The sequence below is a fragment of the Bacillus sp. SRL543 genome (assembly GCF_984799205.1).
Window position 1 is genome coordinate 1,590,885 of record NZ_OZ481794.1, and the last position, 17,580, is coordinate 1,608,464.

At 46.3% G+C, this 17,580-nt stretch carries 18 protein-coding genes and 1 tRNA gene; 15 read left to right on the forward strand and 4 right to left on the reverse strand.

The genetic code is table 11. From position 1 onward, the window contains the following. Position 1 precedes the first annotated feature (1 nt). From AC4E8B_RS08105 to AC4E8B_RS08160, 12 genes are all read left to right on the forward strand, one after another. Complete coding sequence (locus tag AC4E8B_RS08105) at positions 2–934, forward strand: ABC transporter permease (protein ID WP_490218066.1); 933 nt, start codon at positions 2–4, stop codon at positions 932–934. Continuing rightward, positions 934–1,887, forward strand: coding sequence for an ABC transporter permease (locus AC4E8B_RS08110; RefSeq protein ID WP_490218067.1), 954 nt, complete (start codon positions 934–936; stop codon positions 1,885–1,887). The genes AC4E8B_RS08105 and AC4E8B_RS08110 overlap by 1 nt, the downstream gene beginning before the upstream one ends. 7 nt (positions 1,888–1,894) lie before the next feature. Continuing rightward, positions 1,895–2,893, forward strand: a complete 999-nt coding sequence (locus tag AC4E8B_RS08115; RefSeq protein ID WP_490218068.1) for an ABC transporter ATP-binding protein — start codon at positions 1,895–1,897, stop codon at positions 2,891–2,893. 105 nt (positions 2,894–2,998) lie between these two features. Continuing rightward, positions 2,999–4,630, forward strand: coding sequence for a peptide ABC transporter substrate-binding protein (locus AC4E8B_RS08120; RefSeq protein ID WP_490218069.1), 1,632 nt, complete (start codon positions 2,999–3,001; stop codon positions 4,628–4,630). Between the two features lie 84 nt (positions 4,631–4,714). Next, on the forward strand, positions 4,715–5,635 hold the full coding sequence (locus tag AC4E8B_RS08125) for a S66 peptidase family protein (protein WP_490218070.1): 921 nt from the start codon (positions 4,715–4,717) through the stop codon (positions 5,633–5,635). Positions 5,636–5,647: 12 nt separating this feature from the next. Next, positions 5,648–6,757 (forward strand): mandelate racemase/muconate lactonizing enzyme family protein, encoded by a 1,110-nt coding sequence (locus tag AC4E8B_RS08130; RefSeq protein ID WP_490218071.1) that lies wholly within the window; start codon positions 5,648–5,650, stop codon positions 6,755–6,757. Continuing rightward, positions 6,741–7,670, forward strand: coding sequence for a C40 family peptidase (locus tag AC4E8B_RS08135; protein ID WP_490218072.1), 930 nt, complete (start codon positions 6,741–6,743; stop codon positions 7,668–7,670). Before AC4E8B_RS08130 ends, AC4E8B_RS08135 begins: the two co-directional genes overlap by 17 nt. Before the next feature lie 2 nt (positions 7,671–7,672). Then, on the forward strand, positions 7,673–8,680 hold the full coding sequence (locus AC4E8B_RS08140) for an ABC transporter ATP-binding protein (RefSeq protein WP_490219572.1): 1,008 nt from the start codon (positions 7,673–7,675) through the stop codon (positions 8,678–8,680). Then, the gene (locus AC4E8B_RS08145) at positions 8,677–9,495 is read left to right on the forward strand and encodes a serine hydrolase (RefSeq protein ID WP_490218073.1); all 819 of its coding nucleotides are present in this window, start codon (positions 8,677–8,679) and stop codon (positions 9,493–9,495) included. Before AC4E8B_RS08140 ends, AC4E8B_RS08145 begins: the two co-directional genes overlap by 4 nt. A 4-nt stretch (positions 9,496–9,499) precedes the next feature. Next, on the forward strand, positions 9,500–9,841 hold the full coding sequence (locus tag AC4E8B_RS08150; RefSeq protein ID WP_490218074.1) for an Mpo1-like protein: 342 nt from the start codon (positions 9,500–9,502) through the stop codon (positions 9,839–9,841). Positions 9,842–10,000: 159 nt separating this feature from the next. Further along, positions 10,001–12,025 carry a putative bifunctional diguanylate cyclase/phosphodiesterase gene (locus tag AC4E8B_RS08155; protein WP_490218075.1) on the forward strand — a complete coding sequence of 675 codons (2,025 nt, stop codon included), beginning with the start codon at positions 10,001–10,003 and terminating at the stop codon, positions 12,023–12,025. Then, positions 12,022–12,594: an HAD-IA family hydrolase gene (locus tag AC4E8B_RS08160; protein ID WP_490218076.1), complete on the forward strand. Its 573-nt coding sequence runs from the start codon at positions 12,022–12,024 to the stop codon at positions 12,592–12,594. Before AC4E8B_RS08155 ends, AC4E8B_RS08160 begins: the two co-directional genes overlap by 4 nt. 49 nt (positions 12,595–12,643) lie before the next feature. Here AC4E8B_RS08160 and AC4E8B_RS08165 read toward each other — a convergent pair whose 3' ends face one another. From AC4E8B_RS08165 to AC4E8B_RS08180, 4 genes are all read right to left on the reverse strand, one after another. Next, positions 12,644–13,066 (reverse strand): pyridoxamine 5'-phosphate oxidase family protein, encoded by a 423-nt coding sequence (locus AC4E8B_RS08165; RefSeq protein ID WP_490218077.1) that lies wholly within the window; start codon positions 13,064–13,066, stop codon positions 12,644–12,646. Continuing rightward, positions 13,059–13,319 carry a hypothetical protein gene (locus AC4E8B_RS08170; protein WP_490218078.1) on the reverse strand — a complete coding sequence of 87 codons (261 nt, stop codon included), beginning with the start codon at positions 13,317–13,319 and terminating at the stop codon, positions 13,059–13,061. The genes AC4E8B_RS08165 and AC4E8B_RS08170 overlap by 8 nt, the downstream gene beginning before the upstream one ends. A 23-nt stretch (positions 13,320–13,342) precedes the next feature. Next, the gene (locus tag AC4E8B_RS08175) at positions 13,343–13,462 is read right to left on the reverse strand and encodes a 3-methyladenine DNA glycosylase (protein ID WP_490218079.1); all 120 of its coding nucleotides are present in this window, start codon (positions 13,460–13,462) and stop codon (positions 13,343–13,345) included. A 189-nt stretch (positions 13,463–13,651) separates the two neighbouring features. Then, positions 13,652–13,725: transfer RNA gene (locus tag AC4E8B_RS08180), tRNA-Arg, on the reverse strand. Between the two features lie 143 nt (positions 13,726–13,868). On the opposite strand from AC4E8B_RS08180, the gene AC4E8B_RS08185 reads away from it, so the two are divergent. From AC4E8B_RS08185 to AC4E8B_RS08195, 3 genes are read left to right on the forward strand one after another with little or no spacing between them, the layout of a single operon-like run. Further along, positions 13,869–15,215: a spore germination protein gene (locus tag AC4E8B_RS08185; RefSeq protein WP_490218080.1), complete on the forward strand. Its 1,347-nt coding sequence runs from the start codon at positions 13,869–13,871 to the stop codon at positions 15,213–15,215. Positions 15,216–15,231: 16 nt separating this feature from the next. Continuing rightward, positions 15,232–16,332: a GerAB/ArcD/ProY family transporter gene (locus AC4E8B_RS08190; RefSeq protein ID WP_490218081.1), complete on the forward strand. Its 1,101-nt coding sequence runs from the start codon at positions 15,232–15,234 to the stop codon at positions 16,330–16,332. Beyond that, positions 16,329–17,411: a Ger(x)C family spore germination protein gene (locus tag AC4E8B_RS08195; protein ID WP_490218082.1), complete on the forward strand. Its 1,083-nt coding sequence runs from the start codon at positions 16,329–16,331 to the stop codon at positions 17,409–17,411. The genes AC4E8B_RS08190 and AC4E8B_RS08195 overlap by 4 nt, the downstream gene beginning before the upstream one ends. The last annotated feature ends 169 nt before the right edge of the window (positions 17,412–17,580 follow it).

Genomic DNA, 17,580 nt, shown 5'->3' on the forward strand with positions numbered 1-17,580 from the left:
TATGAATAGTTATGTACTCAAAAGGCTGTTATCCATGCTTATTACGCTGTGGCTGATCATTACACTTACCTTTTTCCTGATGCACAGCATCCCTGGTTCGCCATTTAACGAAGAAAGGGCGACGAGCGAAGCTGTCCAGAAGAACCTGGAAGCATACTACCACCTGGATGAACCCCTTCCGGTGCAATATGTATCTTACCTGAAGTCCCTTGTGACTCTTGATTTCGGGCCTTCTATTAAAAAATCTTCACAGACAGTCAATGACATGCTGAGCAGGGGCTTCCCTGTGTCATTTGAGCTTGGGATGTGGACACTGCTGCTGGCAGTCGTTTCGGGCATCGTACTTGGCATCATTGCGGCACTCAGGCATAACGGCTTCATTGATTATTTGGCGATGACCATTGCCGTGCTCGGCATATCAGTTCCGAACTTTGTCCTGGCAACCCTTCTGATCCAGCAGGTTGCTGTCAACTGGGACCTGCTTCCTGCAGCTACATGGACCAGCTGGAAACATATGATCCTGCCGACACTGGCACTCGCAACCGGCCCGATGGCCATCATTGCCAGGCTTACAAGGGCAAGTATGCTTGAAGTATTGACCCAGGATTATATAAGGACAGCCAAAGCGAAGGGGCTGACACCTGTAAAAATCGTTTTCAAACATGCCCTGCGCAATGCATTGCTCCCTGTTGTGACGGTGCTTGGCACCATGGCTGCAAGCATATTGACTGGCACCTTTGTCATTGAGAAGATCTTTGCCATACCGGGGATGGGCAAGTATTTTATTGAAAGCATCGGCAACAGGGACTATCCCGTCATCATGGGGACGACCGTTTTTTACAGCGCCGTACTTATCTTCATGCTGTTTTTGGTGGACTTTGCCTATGGCGTACTGGATCCCCGCATCAAGCTGAGTAAAAGGGAGGGACGATAATGGAATTGCGAAAACAGCAGGAGCGGAACATATCTCCGGAAATTCCTGATGAGTGGTTCACACCCCGTTCAAAAGAGGAGGGCGAAGCTGAAGCGGTAGTCAGGCCAAGCCTGTCATTCTGGCAGGATTCATGGAGAAGGCTGACGCGCAACAAGCTGGCAATGGCCGGGCTGTTATTTCTCATCTTTCTGCTCTTTATGGCCATTTTTGGGCCTGTCATTTCACCGCATTCCGTCGAAAGCTCTAAGCTGATGGACCAAAATCTCCCTCCATCCTCCAGCCATTGGTTCGGCACGGATGAACTGGGGCGGGATGTTTTTACAAGAACCTGGTATGGTGCCAGGGTATCGCTATTCGTAGCGGTGATTGCGGCGCTGCTGGACTTTATGATTGGAATCATCTACGGAGGCGTTGCAGGCTATAAAGGAGGCAGGGCCGACAACCTGATGATGAGGATCATTGAAGTCCTGTACGGCCTCCCGTATCTGCTGGTTGTCATTCTGCTGGCAGTGGTGATGGGACCAGGGCTGACGACCATCATTGTAGCACTGTCTGTTACAGGCTGGATCGGCATGGCCCGGATTGTCAGGGGACAGGTTATGCAAATAAAAAACTATGAATTTATACTGGCATCCAAAACCTTTGGAACAAAGACATCGAGGATCATCAGAAAGAATCTCCTCCCGAATACGATGGGGCCGATCATCGTCCAGCTTACGCTGACTGTGCCATCGGCCATATTTGCAGAAGCATTCCTGAGCTTTCTTGGCCTGGGAATCCAGGCGCCGTTTGCCAGCTGGGGTGTTATGGCGAATGACGGGCTCTCAACCATCCTCTCGGGCCATTGGTGGAGGCTGTTCTTTCCTGCATTTTTCATCTCCATGACGATGTTTGCATTCAATGTTCTTGGGGACGGCCTGCAGGATGCCCTGGATCCAAAGCTGAGGAGGTAGGGCTATAGTGGAAAAAGTGTTGGAAATCAAAAATTTGCATGTATCATTTGCTACTTATGGCGGAGAAGTGAAAGCTGTCCGCGGAGTGGAGTTTGATTTATACAAAGGGGAAACCCTGGCCATAGTCGGTGAATCGGGAAGCGGCAAAAGCGTCACTTCCCAGAGTATCATGAAGCTGATACCGTCCCCGCCTGGAAGAATTGCAGATGGCTCGATCCTGTTCAATGGCCAGGATCTGACCCGGCTGAAAGAGGCGGAAATGCGGAAGATCCGGGGCGCAGACATATCCATGATATTTCAGGATCCCATGACTGCCCTTAACCCCACGATTACCGTAGGAGAACAGATTATTGAAGGGATACGCCAGCATCAATCCGCATCCAAAGAACTGGCTAAGAAAAAGGCATTGGAAATGCTCAAGCTGGTGGGCATTCCCAGTCCGGAATCAAGGCTCAAACAATATCCGCACCAGTTCAGCGGAGGGATGAGGCAGAGGATTGTCATTGCCATGGCCCTTGTATGCGAGCCTGAAATTTTGATTGCCGATGAGCCGACTACTGCTCTTGACGTTACCATTCAGGCGCAGATACTCGATCTGTTTAAAGAAATTCAGCAAAATACAGGTGTATCCATAATCTTGATCACCCATGATCTTGGAGTGGTGGCACAGGTGGCTGACAGGGTGGCTGTCATGTATGCCGGGAAGATCGTTGAGGCGGGCACGAGAAGGGAAATCTTCTATAGCCCGCAGCATCCTTATACAAAGGGACTGTTGAACTCGGTGCCCCGGCTTGATTCCGAGGAAGCTGAGCTTGTGCCGATCCCTGGTTCACCCCCTGATCTCTTTGCTCCGCCGCAGGGCTGTCCATTTGCAGCGAGATGTGATTATGCAATGGAGGTATGTGAAAAGGTCTATCCTTTTGAAACCCGGCTGAGCAGTCAGCATCATGTAGATTGCTGGCTTCAGGATGAACGCGCAAAAAAATTGCTGTCCCAAGTAAGATAACACCGCCCCCTTCCGGCCAGGCCGGACAGGGATAGCGGAATTATCCAGATGCAGGATCCTTATGGAACTGCGTTGATAGATGAAAATGGAATGAGGGGGAGAAAAATGAGAAAGTTTTTCATGTTGTTTCTGGCAATGTCGCTTGTATTCGTCATGGCAGCTTGTACAGCCAATTCGGATACAGGAAGCGAGCCTTCAGATGAAGGCAAGGATAGTGGGGATGCCGAAAGTGAAAAGGTGCTTTACTTGAATAATGGTGTAGAGCCTACATCCTTTGACCCTCCGATCGGGTTTGATGCAGTATCATGGAACTCGCTGAATAATATCATGGAAGGCCTGACAAGGCTCGGCAAAGAGCATGAAGCCGAACCTGCAGCTGCAGAGAAGTGGGATGTTTCAGAAGATGGCAAGACATACACATTCCAAATCCGTGACAATGCAAAATGGTCAAACGGGGATGATGTGACAGCTGGGGATTTTGTTTTCGCATGGAAACGCCTGCTTGATCCAAATACAGGTTCACCGGCGGCTTTCCTCGGATATTTCATTGAGGGCGGTGAAGCCTTCAACACAGGTGAAGGCTCAGCTGATGAAGTAAAGGTAAAAGCTGTAAACGACAAAACATTTGAAGTGACTTTGACAAGCCCTCAGGCTTACTTTTTAAACATTATTGCCAATCCGGCATTTTTCCCTGTCAACGAAAAGGCAGCGACGGAAAACCCTGAATGGTTCGCAGAAGCTGACACCTTTGTGGGGAATGGCCCGTTCAAGCTGACTGAATGGGAGCATGACACAAATATGGTCATGGAGAAAAATGAAGAGTATTGGGATGCTGAAAATGTCAAACTGGATAAAGTGCACTGGGCGATGGTGAATGACACGAACACCGAGTATCAGATGTATCAAAAAGGGGAGCTGGATACTTCAGATGTTCCGGCAGACCTGAGCGAGCAGCTCTTTGAAGAAGGCAAGGTCAAGGTTGAAGATCAGGCCGGCCAATATTTCTACCGCTTCAATGTGAATAAAGAGCCATTCCAGAATGTGAACATCAGGAAGGCATTTGCGATGGCTGTTGACCAGGAGCAGATCGTTGAATTCGTGACCAAGAATCAGGAGCAGCCTGCCTATGGATTCGTTCCTCCTGGATTCAAGGATCCGTCAGGGAATGATTTCCGCGAAGTGAATGGGGACCTTGTCAAAACTGATGTGGAACAGGCCAAAGCACTTCTGAAGAAAGGCATGGAAGAAGAAGGCTACAGCGAGCTTCCAGAGGTGACTCTGACATACAGCACAAATGATGTCCACAAAAAGATTGCAGAAGCCCTTCAGCAGATGCTTAAAGAAAATCTTGCAGTTGATGTGAAGCTCGCAAACATGGAAGCGAATGTTTTCGCGACTGAACAGAAGGCGCTGAACCTGCAGCTGTCCAGAAGCTCTTTCCTTGCTGACTATGCGGACCCGATCAACTTCCTTGAAAACTTCCAGACCGGCCACTCGATGAACCGGACTGGCTGGAGCAATGCGGAGTTCGATAAGCTGATCCAAGGTGCAAAAAATGAAGCTGATGAAGCGAAACGATATGACATGATGTACGAAGCAGAAAAAATCCTTTATGACGAGTCGCCTATTTTCTCACTGCATTTCTATAACCAGGTTTACCTGCAAAATGAAGCTGTGTCAGGTATCGTCCGCCACCCAGTCGGATATCTGGAATTAAAATGGGCTGACAAAGAATAGCATTGAAAAGGGGTGTTCTGCTGAACATCCCTTTTTACTGGCAGATATTGAAACTTCAATACATATGGAAGGGGGCAGCAGTCTTTGAAAATAAAGTCGGGACATTTAAAAAAAGGTGATGCTGTCGGTGTTGTATCGCCGGCCAGCCCGCCTGCGGTCAAAAGCCTTGATAGAGGCATTGAATTTCTTAAGGAGCTGGGTCTAAAAGTCAGGGAAGGAAAATCTGTGAGGAAACAGAATGGCTACCTGGCTGGTACAGACAAAGAAAGGCTCGAGGATCTGCATGATATGTTCGAAGACAAGGAAATCAAAGCGATTTTTTGTGCTGGCGGGGGATACGGAACTGCCAGGATTGCAGCTGACCTGGATTATGGCCTTATTAAGGCTAACCCGAAAATACTCTGGGGCTACAGCGACATCACCTTCCTTCATACGAGTATTGGCCAGGAAACCGGGCTTGTAACTTTTCACGGTCCAATGCTTGCATCCGATATCGGGAAGGAGGACGCCCATCCATTGTCCAAACAATATTTCAGCCAGCTTTTCCAGCCAAGGGATTCCTTATACACTGAAGAGCTTTCACCTCTGTCAGCAGTGGTGGAAGGAAGGGCAGAAGGTCCCCTGGCCGGAGGCAATCTCTGTTTGATAGCGAGTACGCTCGGAACGCCTTATGAGATTGATGCCAAAGGGAAGCTGCTGCTGATCGAGGATATCAACGAAGAGCCGCGCTCCGTCGACCGGATGCTGAATCAGCTGCTGATGGCAGGCAAATTATCTGAAGCAGCCGGCATTGTTGTGGGGGACTTCAATAAATGTGAACCTCAGCGGGAGCTCAGCCTTTCACTTGATGAAGTTCTTGATTACTATTTGATTAAAGCAGGCAGGCCAGCCATGAAAGGGTTTAAGATCGGCCATTGCTCCCCGCACTTCTCCGTTCCGCTTGGAGCGGATGCGGTGCTTGATACGGCGGAAAAACAATTGTATGTCGAAAGCGGCGTACGCTAAAGAGGTGCAAGGATGAAAATTGAGCGAATAGAAACCTTCAGGGTTGCCATCCCATTAATCAAACCTTTTAAAACTGCCTTGAGGACCGTGACGACAGCGGAATCTGTAGTCATCAAAATCATATGCGACAACGGAATTGAAGGCTGGGGTGAAGCTCCGCCGACAGTCGTCATTACAGGGGACAGCCTCATGAGCATCGAATCGGCCATCCACCATGTATTCAAACCATATCTTGTCGGTAAAAGCCTTCTGAATTATGAAACTATTTTCCAGGCAATAAAGACATTGATGGTTGGAAATTCTAGTGCAAAGGCTGCGGTGGATATGGCTTTATATGACTGCCTTTCCAGGCACTGCAGACTCCCGCTCTATCAATTCCTCGGCGGCGCCAAAAATGAAATCGAGACTGATTATACAGTGAGCGTGAACAACCCTGAAGAAATGGGGGATGACGCTGCTTCCTATATAGATCAGGGATTCAATGTGCTGAAGGTAAAGGTAGGCAAAGATGATATCCTGACAGACATCAGCCGCATCAAGGAAATCAGGAGGCGTGTCGGCAATAAGGTGAAAATCAGGCTGGATGCCAATCAGGGCTGGCAGGCAAAGGACGCAGTAAGGGCCATCAGGAAAATGGAAGACAGCCTCCTGGATATTGAGCTCGTCGAACAGCCGGTTCCTGCTGATGATATTGAAGGGCTCAAGCAAGTGACAGATTCTGTTGAAACACTCATCATGGCGGACGAAAGTGTATTCAGCCCAAAGCAGGCGCTTCAAGTGCTCTGTACGAGGAGCGCAGATCTGATCAATATAAAATTAATGAAGGCCGGCGGGATTTTCCAGGCGCAGGCCATCAATCAGCTGGCTGAAACCTGCGGTGTTGAATGCATGGTAGGAAGCATGATTGAAACGAAGATCGGCATCAGTGCTGCTGCCCATTTTGCTGCAAGCAAAAAAAATATCACCCGCTTTGATTTTGACGCTCCGCTTATGCTCGCAAAAGATATGGTAGAGGGCGGCATCAGTTACAGCGGAAGAAAAATCACTTTCCCTGATGCAGCAGGACTTGGCATCAGGCAGGTTTATTCAGAAGGAGGAATTTCAAGTGGGAATCCAGCATAAATGGCTGGTCAATGTACCAGTGGCGACAATTTGGACCACCCCTGAATCGGCAAGGGAAATAGATGGGAAAGCCATTTCCAGCCGGGCGGACATGGAGGAGTGGCTGGCGGGACTGACATATGAAACGAGTCTGGCGCTCTGTGATGAAAACAGGGTCCAGACCCAAGCGCTCTTTGGCCAGGAAGTCATCCTTCTTGAAGAAGTTGGAGCCTGGGCGAATGTCACCGTTCTTAGCCAGCCTTCAGGGAAGGATGAAAGGGGCTATCCCGGCTGGATGCCAAAAAGCCAGCTGATGAAATTAAATGAATGGAATATCAAAAAAGGCCCTGTTGCATCCATCAGCGCGAAAAAAGCTGTATTGTATTCAGAGGAAGAGAAGCCTTTAATGGAACTGAGTTTTGAAACGGTCCTGCCTGCCGTAGAGAAATCTGATGGGTGGATCAAGGTGAGAATTCCAGAAGGGTACGGACTTCTTCGGCAGGAGGATATCCTCCTTCATCCATCTTTAGAAGGCAGAAGGAAGGGGGATGGAGCCGGGATTGTATCCGAAGGGGAGCGCTTCCTTGGTTTGCCTTACCTTTGGGGAGGCATGAGCAGCTGGGGATTTGACTGCTCTGGATTCAGCTACAATATGTGCAGGGCAAACGGCTATATCATCCCAAGGGATGCCAATGATCAGGCGGGAAATGGTACAAAGGTGGATTTGTCTGAAATCCAGCCGGGCGATCTGCTGTTTTTTGCCTATCAAGAAGGAAAGGGCAGCATCCATCATGTGGGAATCTACTATGGAGACGGCAAGCTGCTGCATTCGCCGAATACTGGCAAAACGATCGAAATTATCTCCCTGAAAGACACCATTTATGAAAAAGAACTTTGCGCAGCACGCCGTTATTGGCAGGAGGGAGAAGATTGACAATGCCTGAGAGCATACTTGAAGTGAAAAATCTCAAAAAACATTTTGCGCTCGGAAAAGGAGAGGTATTAAAAGCCGTAGACGGCATTTCCTTTGATATAAAAAAAGGAGAGACCCTCGGGATTGTCGGAGAATCAGGGTGCGGCAAATCGACTGCCGGCCGGACGATCATCGGACTTTATGACAGCACTGATGGGGAAGTCATTTTTAATGGAAGAAACGTTCATAGTATGACTAACAGGGAGAGGTTCTCCTTTCACAAGCAAATGCAGATGATCTTCCAGGATCCCTATGCTTCTCTTAATCCCCGTTCAACAGTAGGCGAGATCATTGCCGAGCCAATGGAGGTCCATGGCTTATTTCGGAACAAACAAAAGAGGATGGAAAAGATTTATCAGCTTCTGGAGGATGTCGGACTTAATAGAGAGCACGCCGGACGATATCCGCATGAATTCAGCGGGGGACAGAGACAAAGGATCGGAATTGCGAGGGCCCTTGCCCTTGAGCCTGAATTCATAATAGCAGATGAACCGATTTCAGCATTGGATGTTTCGGTCCAGGCCCAGGTGGTGAACCTGCTCAAAAAGCTTCAGAAAGACAAAGGGCTGACATATTTATTCATCGCCCATGACCTTTCAATGGTCAAGCAGATTAGCGACCGGATCGGCGTCATGTATCTGGGGCAAATGATGGAGCTTACAACCAGTAAGGAATTGTATCGGAACCCGCTTCATCCATATACACGCGCTTTGCTTTCAGCCATTCCGATCCCGGATCCGGATGTCGAGGATCAAAGGGAAAGAATCATCCTTCAAGGCGAGCTTCCCAGCCCTATCGATCCTCCAAGCGGCTGTGTGTTCCGGACCAGATGTCCTCACAGCATGGATATTTGTGCAGAAAAGACGCCTGTCTGGCAGGAGGCGGAAAAATCACAGTTTGTCGCCTGCCATTTATACGATCCCAAGCTGACTGGAAATCATGACAGCTCACAGGCAGCAGCATCTAAATGACCGGGCTGTTCTCTGAAAAGTTCAATCAGCTTGAACAGAGGCTAGCTGATATCCTCAGCCAATGTCCGGGCAATGCCAGTCTGGCAGTTGAATACGGCCAGGCGGCCATCTATATGAACAGCGGGCGAAAATATCCTGCAGCAAGCCTCATCAAAATCCCGATCATGATGGAAGCTTTCTTTCAGGAAGAGGAGGGCGCCATTGACCTCAATGAGCAGGTGCCTATTGGCGAAATTGAAAAGGCAGGCGGAGCCGGGATCATTCAATTCCTTTCAAAAGGAGCTTCTTTAAGACTGATAGACTTTATAACACTTATGATTGCCGTCTCTGACAATTCAGCTGCAAATCTGCTGATCAAAGTGCTTGGCATGAAGAATATTAATGATAGAATGCTTGGCTTTGGCCTTCAAACAACTGTACTGGGCAGAAAAATGATGGATTTTGAAGCGGCAGCAAAAGGTATTGAAAATTACACCGCTGCTGCGGATATGGTTAAATGCCTGAGAGTAATAAAAGAAGGAAAAGTATTTTCCGAAAAGAGCCGCAGCAGAATGCTCGATATAATGGAAGCGCAGCAATTCAGAGAAAAGCTTCCGGCCATTGCGGACTGCACTGAGCTGAAGATTGCCAATAAAACCGGAGAGCTGCCTGGAATTGAGCATGATTGTGCCATCTTCACTGCAGGCCGGGATGCCTTATATGCTGCTGTCCTGATCGACGGCCTCTCAAGCCGCGAAGAAGGGAACCATGCAATAAGGCTGATTGGAAGCCGGTTATCTGAGTTTCTTTGCCTTCCGGAAAAAGAAAGGAGTTGAATCTATGAGAGAGTTCGAGAATTATACTGAGTTCTGGCCCTTTTACCTGTCGCAGCACAGCAAAAAATCCACAAGGACATGGCATTTCATCGGCACTACTTTTGTTTATATCTGTATTGCTCTTGCCATCATTTATTTGAACTTCTGGTTCATCATCCTGGCGCCGGTCATTGCATATGGGTTTGCCTGGTTCTCCCATTTCTTTATTGAAGGAAACAAGCCTGCAACTTTTGGACATCCATTCTGGTCGCTTCGGGCAGATTTCCAAATGTATTTCTATATTTTAACTGGTCGGCTTTCAAGAGAAATCGACAATCTGCCTGAACAATATTCAGCAGAAAAATAGACTATAAGAGGAGCATTCTCAATCGTGAGGATGCTTCTTTCATTTGCAGGCTGCCGCATATCCGACTTTGACACTAGAGGGGTGGGATAGTAATATAATCATAAGGATATAGTAATATTTTCCTGATAATAGACTAGACTAGGATAGGTGGACATCATTGTGAACAGCTATATTATTTCTGCAGCAGCTATGGTGCTGCTTGCGTTCATCTTTTTTTCTTCCGTTTTCCTGGGAAGCAGATATATCTATCAAAAACAAAAGTATTCCCAGACACTGCTTCTTCCGATTTCCAGCTCCTTTTATGTGTGGCTGCAGCTGATGACCCTTTTAAGCATTTACGGATTTATTGAACCTGCAGATGCATTTACACTGCAAAGCCTGGCCATTTTTCTGTGCCAGCTCGCTATTTATATGGTTCTTTTTCAATTTGCGGGAGTTAAAGATGACCGGGAAATGTCCCTCAAGAATATGGTGCTGTGTGTATTCTTTGTTGCATTTACAATAGGAATAGATGTGTATTTTGTCAGAAAAATAAATCCTTCGTTAGTTGTCAGCACTGAGCATATTCTCATTGCCAGCTTGTTCTTCATTATTTCATTATTTCTATGCTTCCGGTTCGTCCAGCAGATTTATATTGATAAAGTGTTCAATAAGCAAAAGGTGCCTTTATGGTTTCTTTCCTTTGGAGCGCTTCTGGTAGCTTATACATTTGTGGGGAGCACCATTGAAATCATCAGGAGCTTGAACAGCAGCGGGGGCAACAGCTTATTCTTAACAGAGGTGCTGTCCATTCTGCTGCTTCTCGGTGTGACGACGGTTTACGGGGAAAAGCAGTATAACCGGAAAGAACAGGAATTGGTCGAAAGCAATAAGCACCTCAATCACCTTGCCTATCATGATACATTGACAGGACTCCCGAACAGGAGAAAGGTCATGCAGTCCATTGAGGAGTGGATGGCAGAGGATATCCAGTTTGCTGTTGTTTTTATCGACCTGGATCATTTTAAGCATGTCAATGATCTTCTCGGCCATAATATCGGGGATGAGCTGCTGAAACAGATTGCAGCCAGGCTGAAAGAGAATTCTGCCAGCGGAGACATTGTGGGCAGGCTGGGCGGCGATGAGTTCATCATCTTGAAGCCTGTTAAGGAAAATCTGCAGCTTGACCATTTTTCAACAGAACTGATTGAAAAGGTTGTAAAGCCTGTCCAGATTCTTGAACATGAAATTATTATCACAACGAGCATCGGAATAGCCTTATTCCCGACGCATGGAAAAGATGTTAATGACATTATGAAAAAGGCGGATATAGCTATGTACAACTCCAAGGATAAAGGGAGGAACACATACTTTATCTTCACGCTTGAGCTTGACGAGAGCATCATCCGCAAGATGACGTTGAAGGAAGATTTAAAGCATGCTTTAGTGCGGGATGAACTGGAAGTGCACTTCCAGCCGAAAATCAGAGTATCCGACCAATCAGTGAATGGATATGAAGCGCTTCTGAGATGGAAGCATCCTTCAATCGGCTTTATTCCCCCGGCTGAGTTTATTCCGATAGCCGAGGAATCCGGCTCCATTTCTGAAATCGGAAGCTGGGTGCTGAGGCAGGCGTGCAGAGAAATATCCGCTATTAACGAAAAATATGGCAGGCAATATATCATTTCAGTGAATTTCTCAATCAAGCAGCTTATTCAAAAGGATATTGTGGAAACTGTTTCGGCCATTCTAAATGAAACCGGCCTGGACCCGAAGCTTCTTGAACTGGAAATAACAGAAAGGGTGGCCATGAATGATGCCTATTCTGCGGGAGATGCTTTTATGCAGCTGCTTGACCTGGGCCTGATGCTGAGCGTCGACGATTTTGGCACAGGATATAATTCGCTGAGCAACCTGCAGGAGCTGCAGATCCAGCGCCTTAAAATAGACAAAACCTTTATACAGCAAATGGAAAGTGATGAGCATAACAAAGCCTTGGTAGCTTCCATTGTGTCTATGGGCAAGCATCTTGGCATGCAGATTACTGCAGAGGGAGTTGAAACTCCGGAGCAGCTGTCATTCCTGATGGAAATCGGATGTGATGAGGCGCAGGGATTCTACTTTTCCAGGCCAAAGCCGATCGAGCAGATACTGAATACAATCAATGCCGGCAGCAAAGCAATAGCCGGAAAGGAGCAGGGATGAATATTTTATGGGACTTTGACGGGACACTTTTTGATACATATCCCGCCTATACGCGGATTGTGAAAGACGTGCTGGGGAGAAAGGCAGAACAGGAAGAGATTTTGTCCCAATTAAAGATATCCTTCACCCATGCCTTCAGCTATTATAATCTTAACGAAGTGGAGATTTCTTACATAAGGCAGATGGCAAGAAGTCTGAAGCCGCAAGATTTGCAGCCCTTCCCTGGAGTGAAGGATGTGCTGAAAAGGGCAGGATGCAATGTCATCATGACACATAAAGAAAGGGAGGATGTGCTGGCCATATTGGAGCATCATGATATGTCCTCCTTATTTGCCGATCTGGTTGCCGGTGATGATGGATATCCGAGGAAGCCGCATAAAGCATCTTATGAATATCTGCATGCTATAAACAGCATTGATCTTGCCATCGGGGACAGGGAACTGGATATCCTTCCGGCGAAGGAGCTGGGCATAAAGACTTGCCTTTTCCAGAATAGTACACCTGGAGCGGATTATTATTTGTCACAGTACAAAGATTTTGACACTGTCATCGGATGGGAAGGAATTTAAATAAAACAGAAAGCAGGCAGCGGGGCTGCCTGCTTTCTGTTTCTATAAATTATAATTCAAGGGTTTCAAAAGAGCTGTCTTTGCTGTTCATTACCCTGACATTTGTCGGCTGTATTTCGAGGACGATATAGGCAGGGTCATTCGGTCCGTCGAACCATGGCTTTAAATGGTCATTCCAGACCTTTTCCTTAAGATCTTCAGAAGCGTTTACAGAGGCCCTTCCTTCAATCTCGAGGTAGGCATCTCCCAGCCCTTCGCCATCATAACCGATAAGTATATGCACATTCGGATTTTCTTCAATTTCGTCCGTTTTATCGGTCTCTTTGCTTGTTGCAGTATAAAGCTTCAGCTCATCGTTGAAAAATGTCATATAGCGTGTATGGGGCTTATTGCTTTTTACTGTGGCAAGTGTTCCTATTTTGTTATCTTCCAATATTTTGAGCACTTTTTCTTTCACATCATTATTAGTCATAAGAATCCCCTCCTATTTTATCTTTATCAATCGTTTCGAAGTCTGCATTATACTTTTCTTCACTGGAGGAATTATCTTTCGTGTTCCTCCCCATTTTCTCCTCGCGCTGCTCCTGCTTCAAATCTTCAAGAGGAATGGTATCGACATTCTGCTCTTCCTTGAATTTATCGTAGATGCTTTCTTTGTCGGTTTTAAATTGTTCAGGGTTGTCCATGTCCTGCTGTTCGTATTTACCGTCTTTTTCGCGTTCCATGCGAAATCACCTCTTATACGAGATTATTTTCTGTTCTTTTCTGTTTTGGAGCCTTCTCTTTGCGGTTCAATATCTTTGTTGTGTTCTTTCTTCTTTTCCTGTTCAATGGAGTCATTGTCCTGGTGTTTATTTGTTTCAGCCATGAATATAACCTCCTTGATGATTGTGTAATAGTACATTACCCTTTTTCAGAAGTGAAAAACTTGGAGGAGAATTTCAATGTGCAGCTGTCGGGAGGGAGGGGTGCAAATCATCAGGACGTACAGGCTGATTTTCTTTCCAGTGACAATAAAAAAATGCCCGCTGCATATGCAGCGGGCATTTTCAATATACGTCCCAGAAGAGATTCGAACTCCCGACCTACAGTTTAGGAAACTGTTGCTCTATCCTGCTGAGCTACTGGGACAACGTTATTTATTATATATCCTTTTTCTCTGTTGGTCAATAATGATCGAAAAAAAAATCCTGTTTTTTTCGGGAAATGATTTTGCATGAAATTTCCTTACAGTGGGACAATAGTGGATATTTCTTAAGTAAGTTGGTGAAGAGATGTTCAAGGGCGGCAATAAGAGGGAAGAGCTTATCCGGTATTTAAAGGAAAAGGCGGGACATGCATCAGATGCTGCCGTTCAGGAGCTAAAAGGAACGGATGTTTCTGTCTATCTATTTTATATAAAAAGTATATGCGATACCGACAAAATCCAGCAGCAGCTGGTAGAGCCCTTTTTCAAGCTGCAGGATGAATCAGGATTCAAAAAATATATCTGTTCCCTGTCCGGAGTCAGCGAGCTCCGGGACAGAGGGCAGGCGCTGAAGGATCTGATGAGAGGTTCAGCGATCCTATTGTTCAGGGATACGTATTATGTTGTACAGGTCAGGAAATACATAAGCCAGGGAGTCAAGGATGCAACGGTCGAAACGACGATCCAGGGGCCGCAGACTGCCTTAAGCGAGGATTTAGGGACAAACTTGAATATCATCCGCCACCGCTATCATAAAACAAGTCTCACGGTGGAAGAAAATGAAATCGGCTCTGTTTCCGGGCTGGGCCTTCTGCTCCTCTATGACAAGGAGAAGATTGAGGAAGATACCCTTAAAGGGATAAAAGAGAAAATAGAAATCATCAAAGCTTCGCAGAAAATTGTCCAGTCAGCCGGGGAAATCCATAGAATGCTGACGCCGCACAAGAAAACGCTGTTCCCTGTATTTATGATCACCGAAAGAACAGATCGCATTGCCCTTAATCTGGCACAGGGAAAAATGGTCATCCTTATTGAAGGTTCACCTTTCGGCCTGATACTGCCGGCTGTTTTCTTTGATTTTATGAGCTCCATGGAAGATCTGTATCAGCCTTATTGGGTTTCGAGATTTCTAATCACCCTGCGGTATTTGGGCCTGTTTATCAGTCTGCTGCTGCCAGGCCTGTATGTAGCCATTACTTCCTATAATCCTGAAGTTTTCCAGGTCCAGCTCGCACTCGGCATTGCGGGGAGCAGATCATCAGTCCCGTATCCATCTTATCTGGAGGTGCTGTTCATGCTGATTATGATGGAGCTTTTGACAGAGGCATCCATCAGGCTCCCTAAATCGATTGGATCGACAGCGACAACGGTTGGAGGGCTGATTTTGGGGCAGGCTGCAACAGAGGCAGGGCTGGTGTCAAACATCATGATCATTATCGTCTCTGCTGTTGCCATTTCCAATTTTGTAATTCCGATCAATGAAATGAGTTTCTCGATGAGGGTAATGAAATATGTCATCCTCCTTCTGGCGGCTTTGACCGGCATGATTGGCCTGGTTATCGGCCTGATGGGCCTGCTACTCTTCCTTGTCCGATTGGACAGCTTCGGAAAGCCGTACCTGAAAATGTTTTTTGGTGAAGGCAGTAAACAGTAGAAGCAAGGAGGTCCGAATGACTAGCCGTTATTTTTATTATTTGATTTTGCTGAATATGCTGGCCAATATCATTGTGTTTGTGCCTAAGATGCTGATTGACGAGCGTTCAGGCGGCGCCGTGATGTCAATGGCGGTTGCTTTGCCTCTTGGAGTAATCGGAACCTATTTTTTCTCTAGGGCGATGAGCAGCTTTGAAGGAAGAAGCCTGCCGCAGATTTTGAAGAATTCTTTTGTTCCGGGATGGGCCGGGAAGCTGCTTATTCTTTACTTGGCGGGCTTATGGCTGACATCAGGCCTTATCACTCTTTATGCCTTTACAGATATAACAGAAAGATTCATCAATCCGGACATGGAGAAATGGCAGATAGCACTTTTCTTTCTGCTATTTGTTATATGGGCGGCTTCTTCAAAGCCCGAAAAGGTGCTTTACCTCCTTGAAATCATCCTCATCCTGAACGGGCCGCTTGCGGTTCTGCTTCTTGTTAAGATTTATCTCAGCGGATCGCTGAGCTGGTTCGACATTAAAGAGGCAGCCACCCATCTGTGGCATATGCCTACCTGGAAGTCGGTATCTGCTGCAACATATGTCTTTTCCGGATACGCAAATTTAGTCATTTTCAATGTAGTGCTGAAGGGGAAGGCTAAGCCCCGCTTTTTTTTGCTGGTCCTCCCGGCGGGAGCAGCGGTGCTGGCAACAACGTATTTCGTTCCGATCGGCACCTTTGGCTTTGAAGGGGTGGGGGATCTGGCATATCCCTGGCTGTCGAGTGCAGATGCAGTCAGAATGGAACTGGCCTTTATTGAACGGGCCTTCTATATTTTTATCCTAATCTATATAGGTATTTCTCTGATGAATGTTGTCGTCCACTGGCATGTAGCGCAGGCACTGATCAAAAGTGCGGTTCAGCTTCCTATGAAAAAGAAGAAGTCGAAAACCGGGGCACTTTTAAAAAACAGCCCGCTGCTCCTATTTGCGGTGATATATTTTTTTGGAGAGTTTATTGTTAATGAAGAGATTATGTCTGTCTTTACGGTTTGGTGGATGAATATCCGCATGCCAAGCGAATACATTGTGATTGTTCTGTTATTATTGCTTTCCTGGAGGAAGAACAAATGAAGAAAGAGCTGATGGCTGTTTTCGTTCTTGTAATGTTTTTGGGAGGCTGCGGATTCAAGGATATCGACAACCGGTTTTTTGTTGTGACAATGGGGATCGACCGGTCCGAGGAAGGCGGTGATTTGATCAAGGTTTCCTTAAAGCTTGCCATACCTACCGCAGACACCAGGTCGGATGACAGCCGTTTTGTTGTTGTCACAGAAACCTCGGAAACCCTTTCAGAAGCAATCAGAATCATTAAATCTAGGGTGGATAAGGAGCTTGATTTTGGGCACCTGAAAGTCATCCTGCTGGGAGACCAATTGACGGATGCAAGCATCAAACGTGAAATGGACTGGTTTTACAGAAGAAGGGATATCCAGAAAATTGCCTGGATGGCGATCGGCAAGCCTACTGCTGAAGAGGTGATGAAAGTAAAACCTCCTTCTGAGAGGCTGGCATCCAATACACTTTTTCTTTCTTTTGACCTTCAGGGGTCTGAGTCGCCTTATACGATTTCCAAATATTTATTCCAATTTTACAGAGAAAGCAAGAGCAAAGGGATCAATCCGGTGCTGCCGGTTGTCAAGGTGAAGAATGGCCTTCTTGAAATCAACCAGGCCGATATTTTCATGAACCATAAACGCGCCATGCGGCTTTCGAAAAATGAGACAAAGACCTTTAATGCCCTTAAGCACGAATTTGAAAAACAGCAGATCACAGTTAAAGAACAAGGCAAATTCTTCGTTGTTTCCATTGATAACTATAAATCTGATATCAAGATTATTGAAGAAAGCAAAGGTGCTGCTGTAGAAGTTGGCATTTCTGTCCAGGGTACAATAGAAGAATCAAGAAGCGATCTATCGGAAAAAGAGCTTGAGCTTTATAACAAGCTTCTTGAGAAGGAGATAGAAAGGATTGTGAAAGACCTGCTGAAAAAATTCCAGGAAAATTCACTGGATCCCATGGGGTTTGGACTGGCTTACAGGGCCAGCCATTTTAACCATGATGAGTGGGAGAAATGGAATGAAATCTATCCGGAAATCAACATCCATGTAAAAGCAGAGTCAAAGATCATGGGGACGGGAATCATTGAGTAATATGGCAGGCAAGCCGTTCTGTAAAGGGACAAAGGAAATGTTCTTATATAAAGAATTGGTAAATTTTATAAGCAGGCGATAAGTTACGGTTAAGAGAAGTTAAGATCCCCAAAATTCTATTTTTATTTTTAAAAAATTTTGTAAGATAAGGCTGTAACCGGTTCATGAT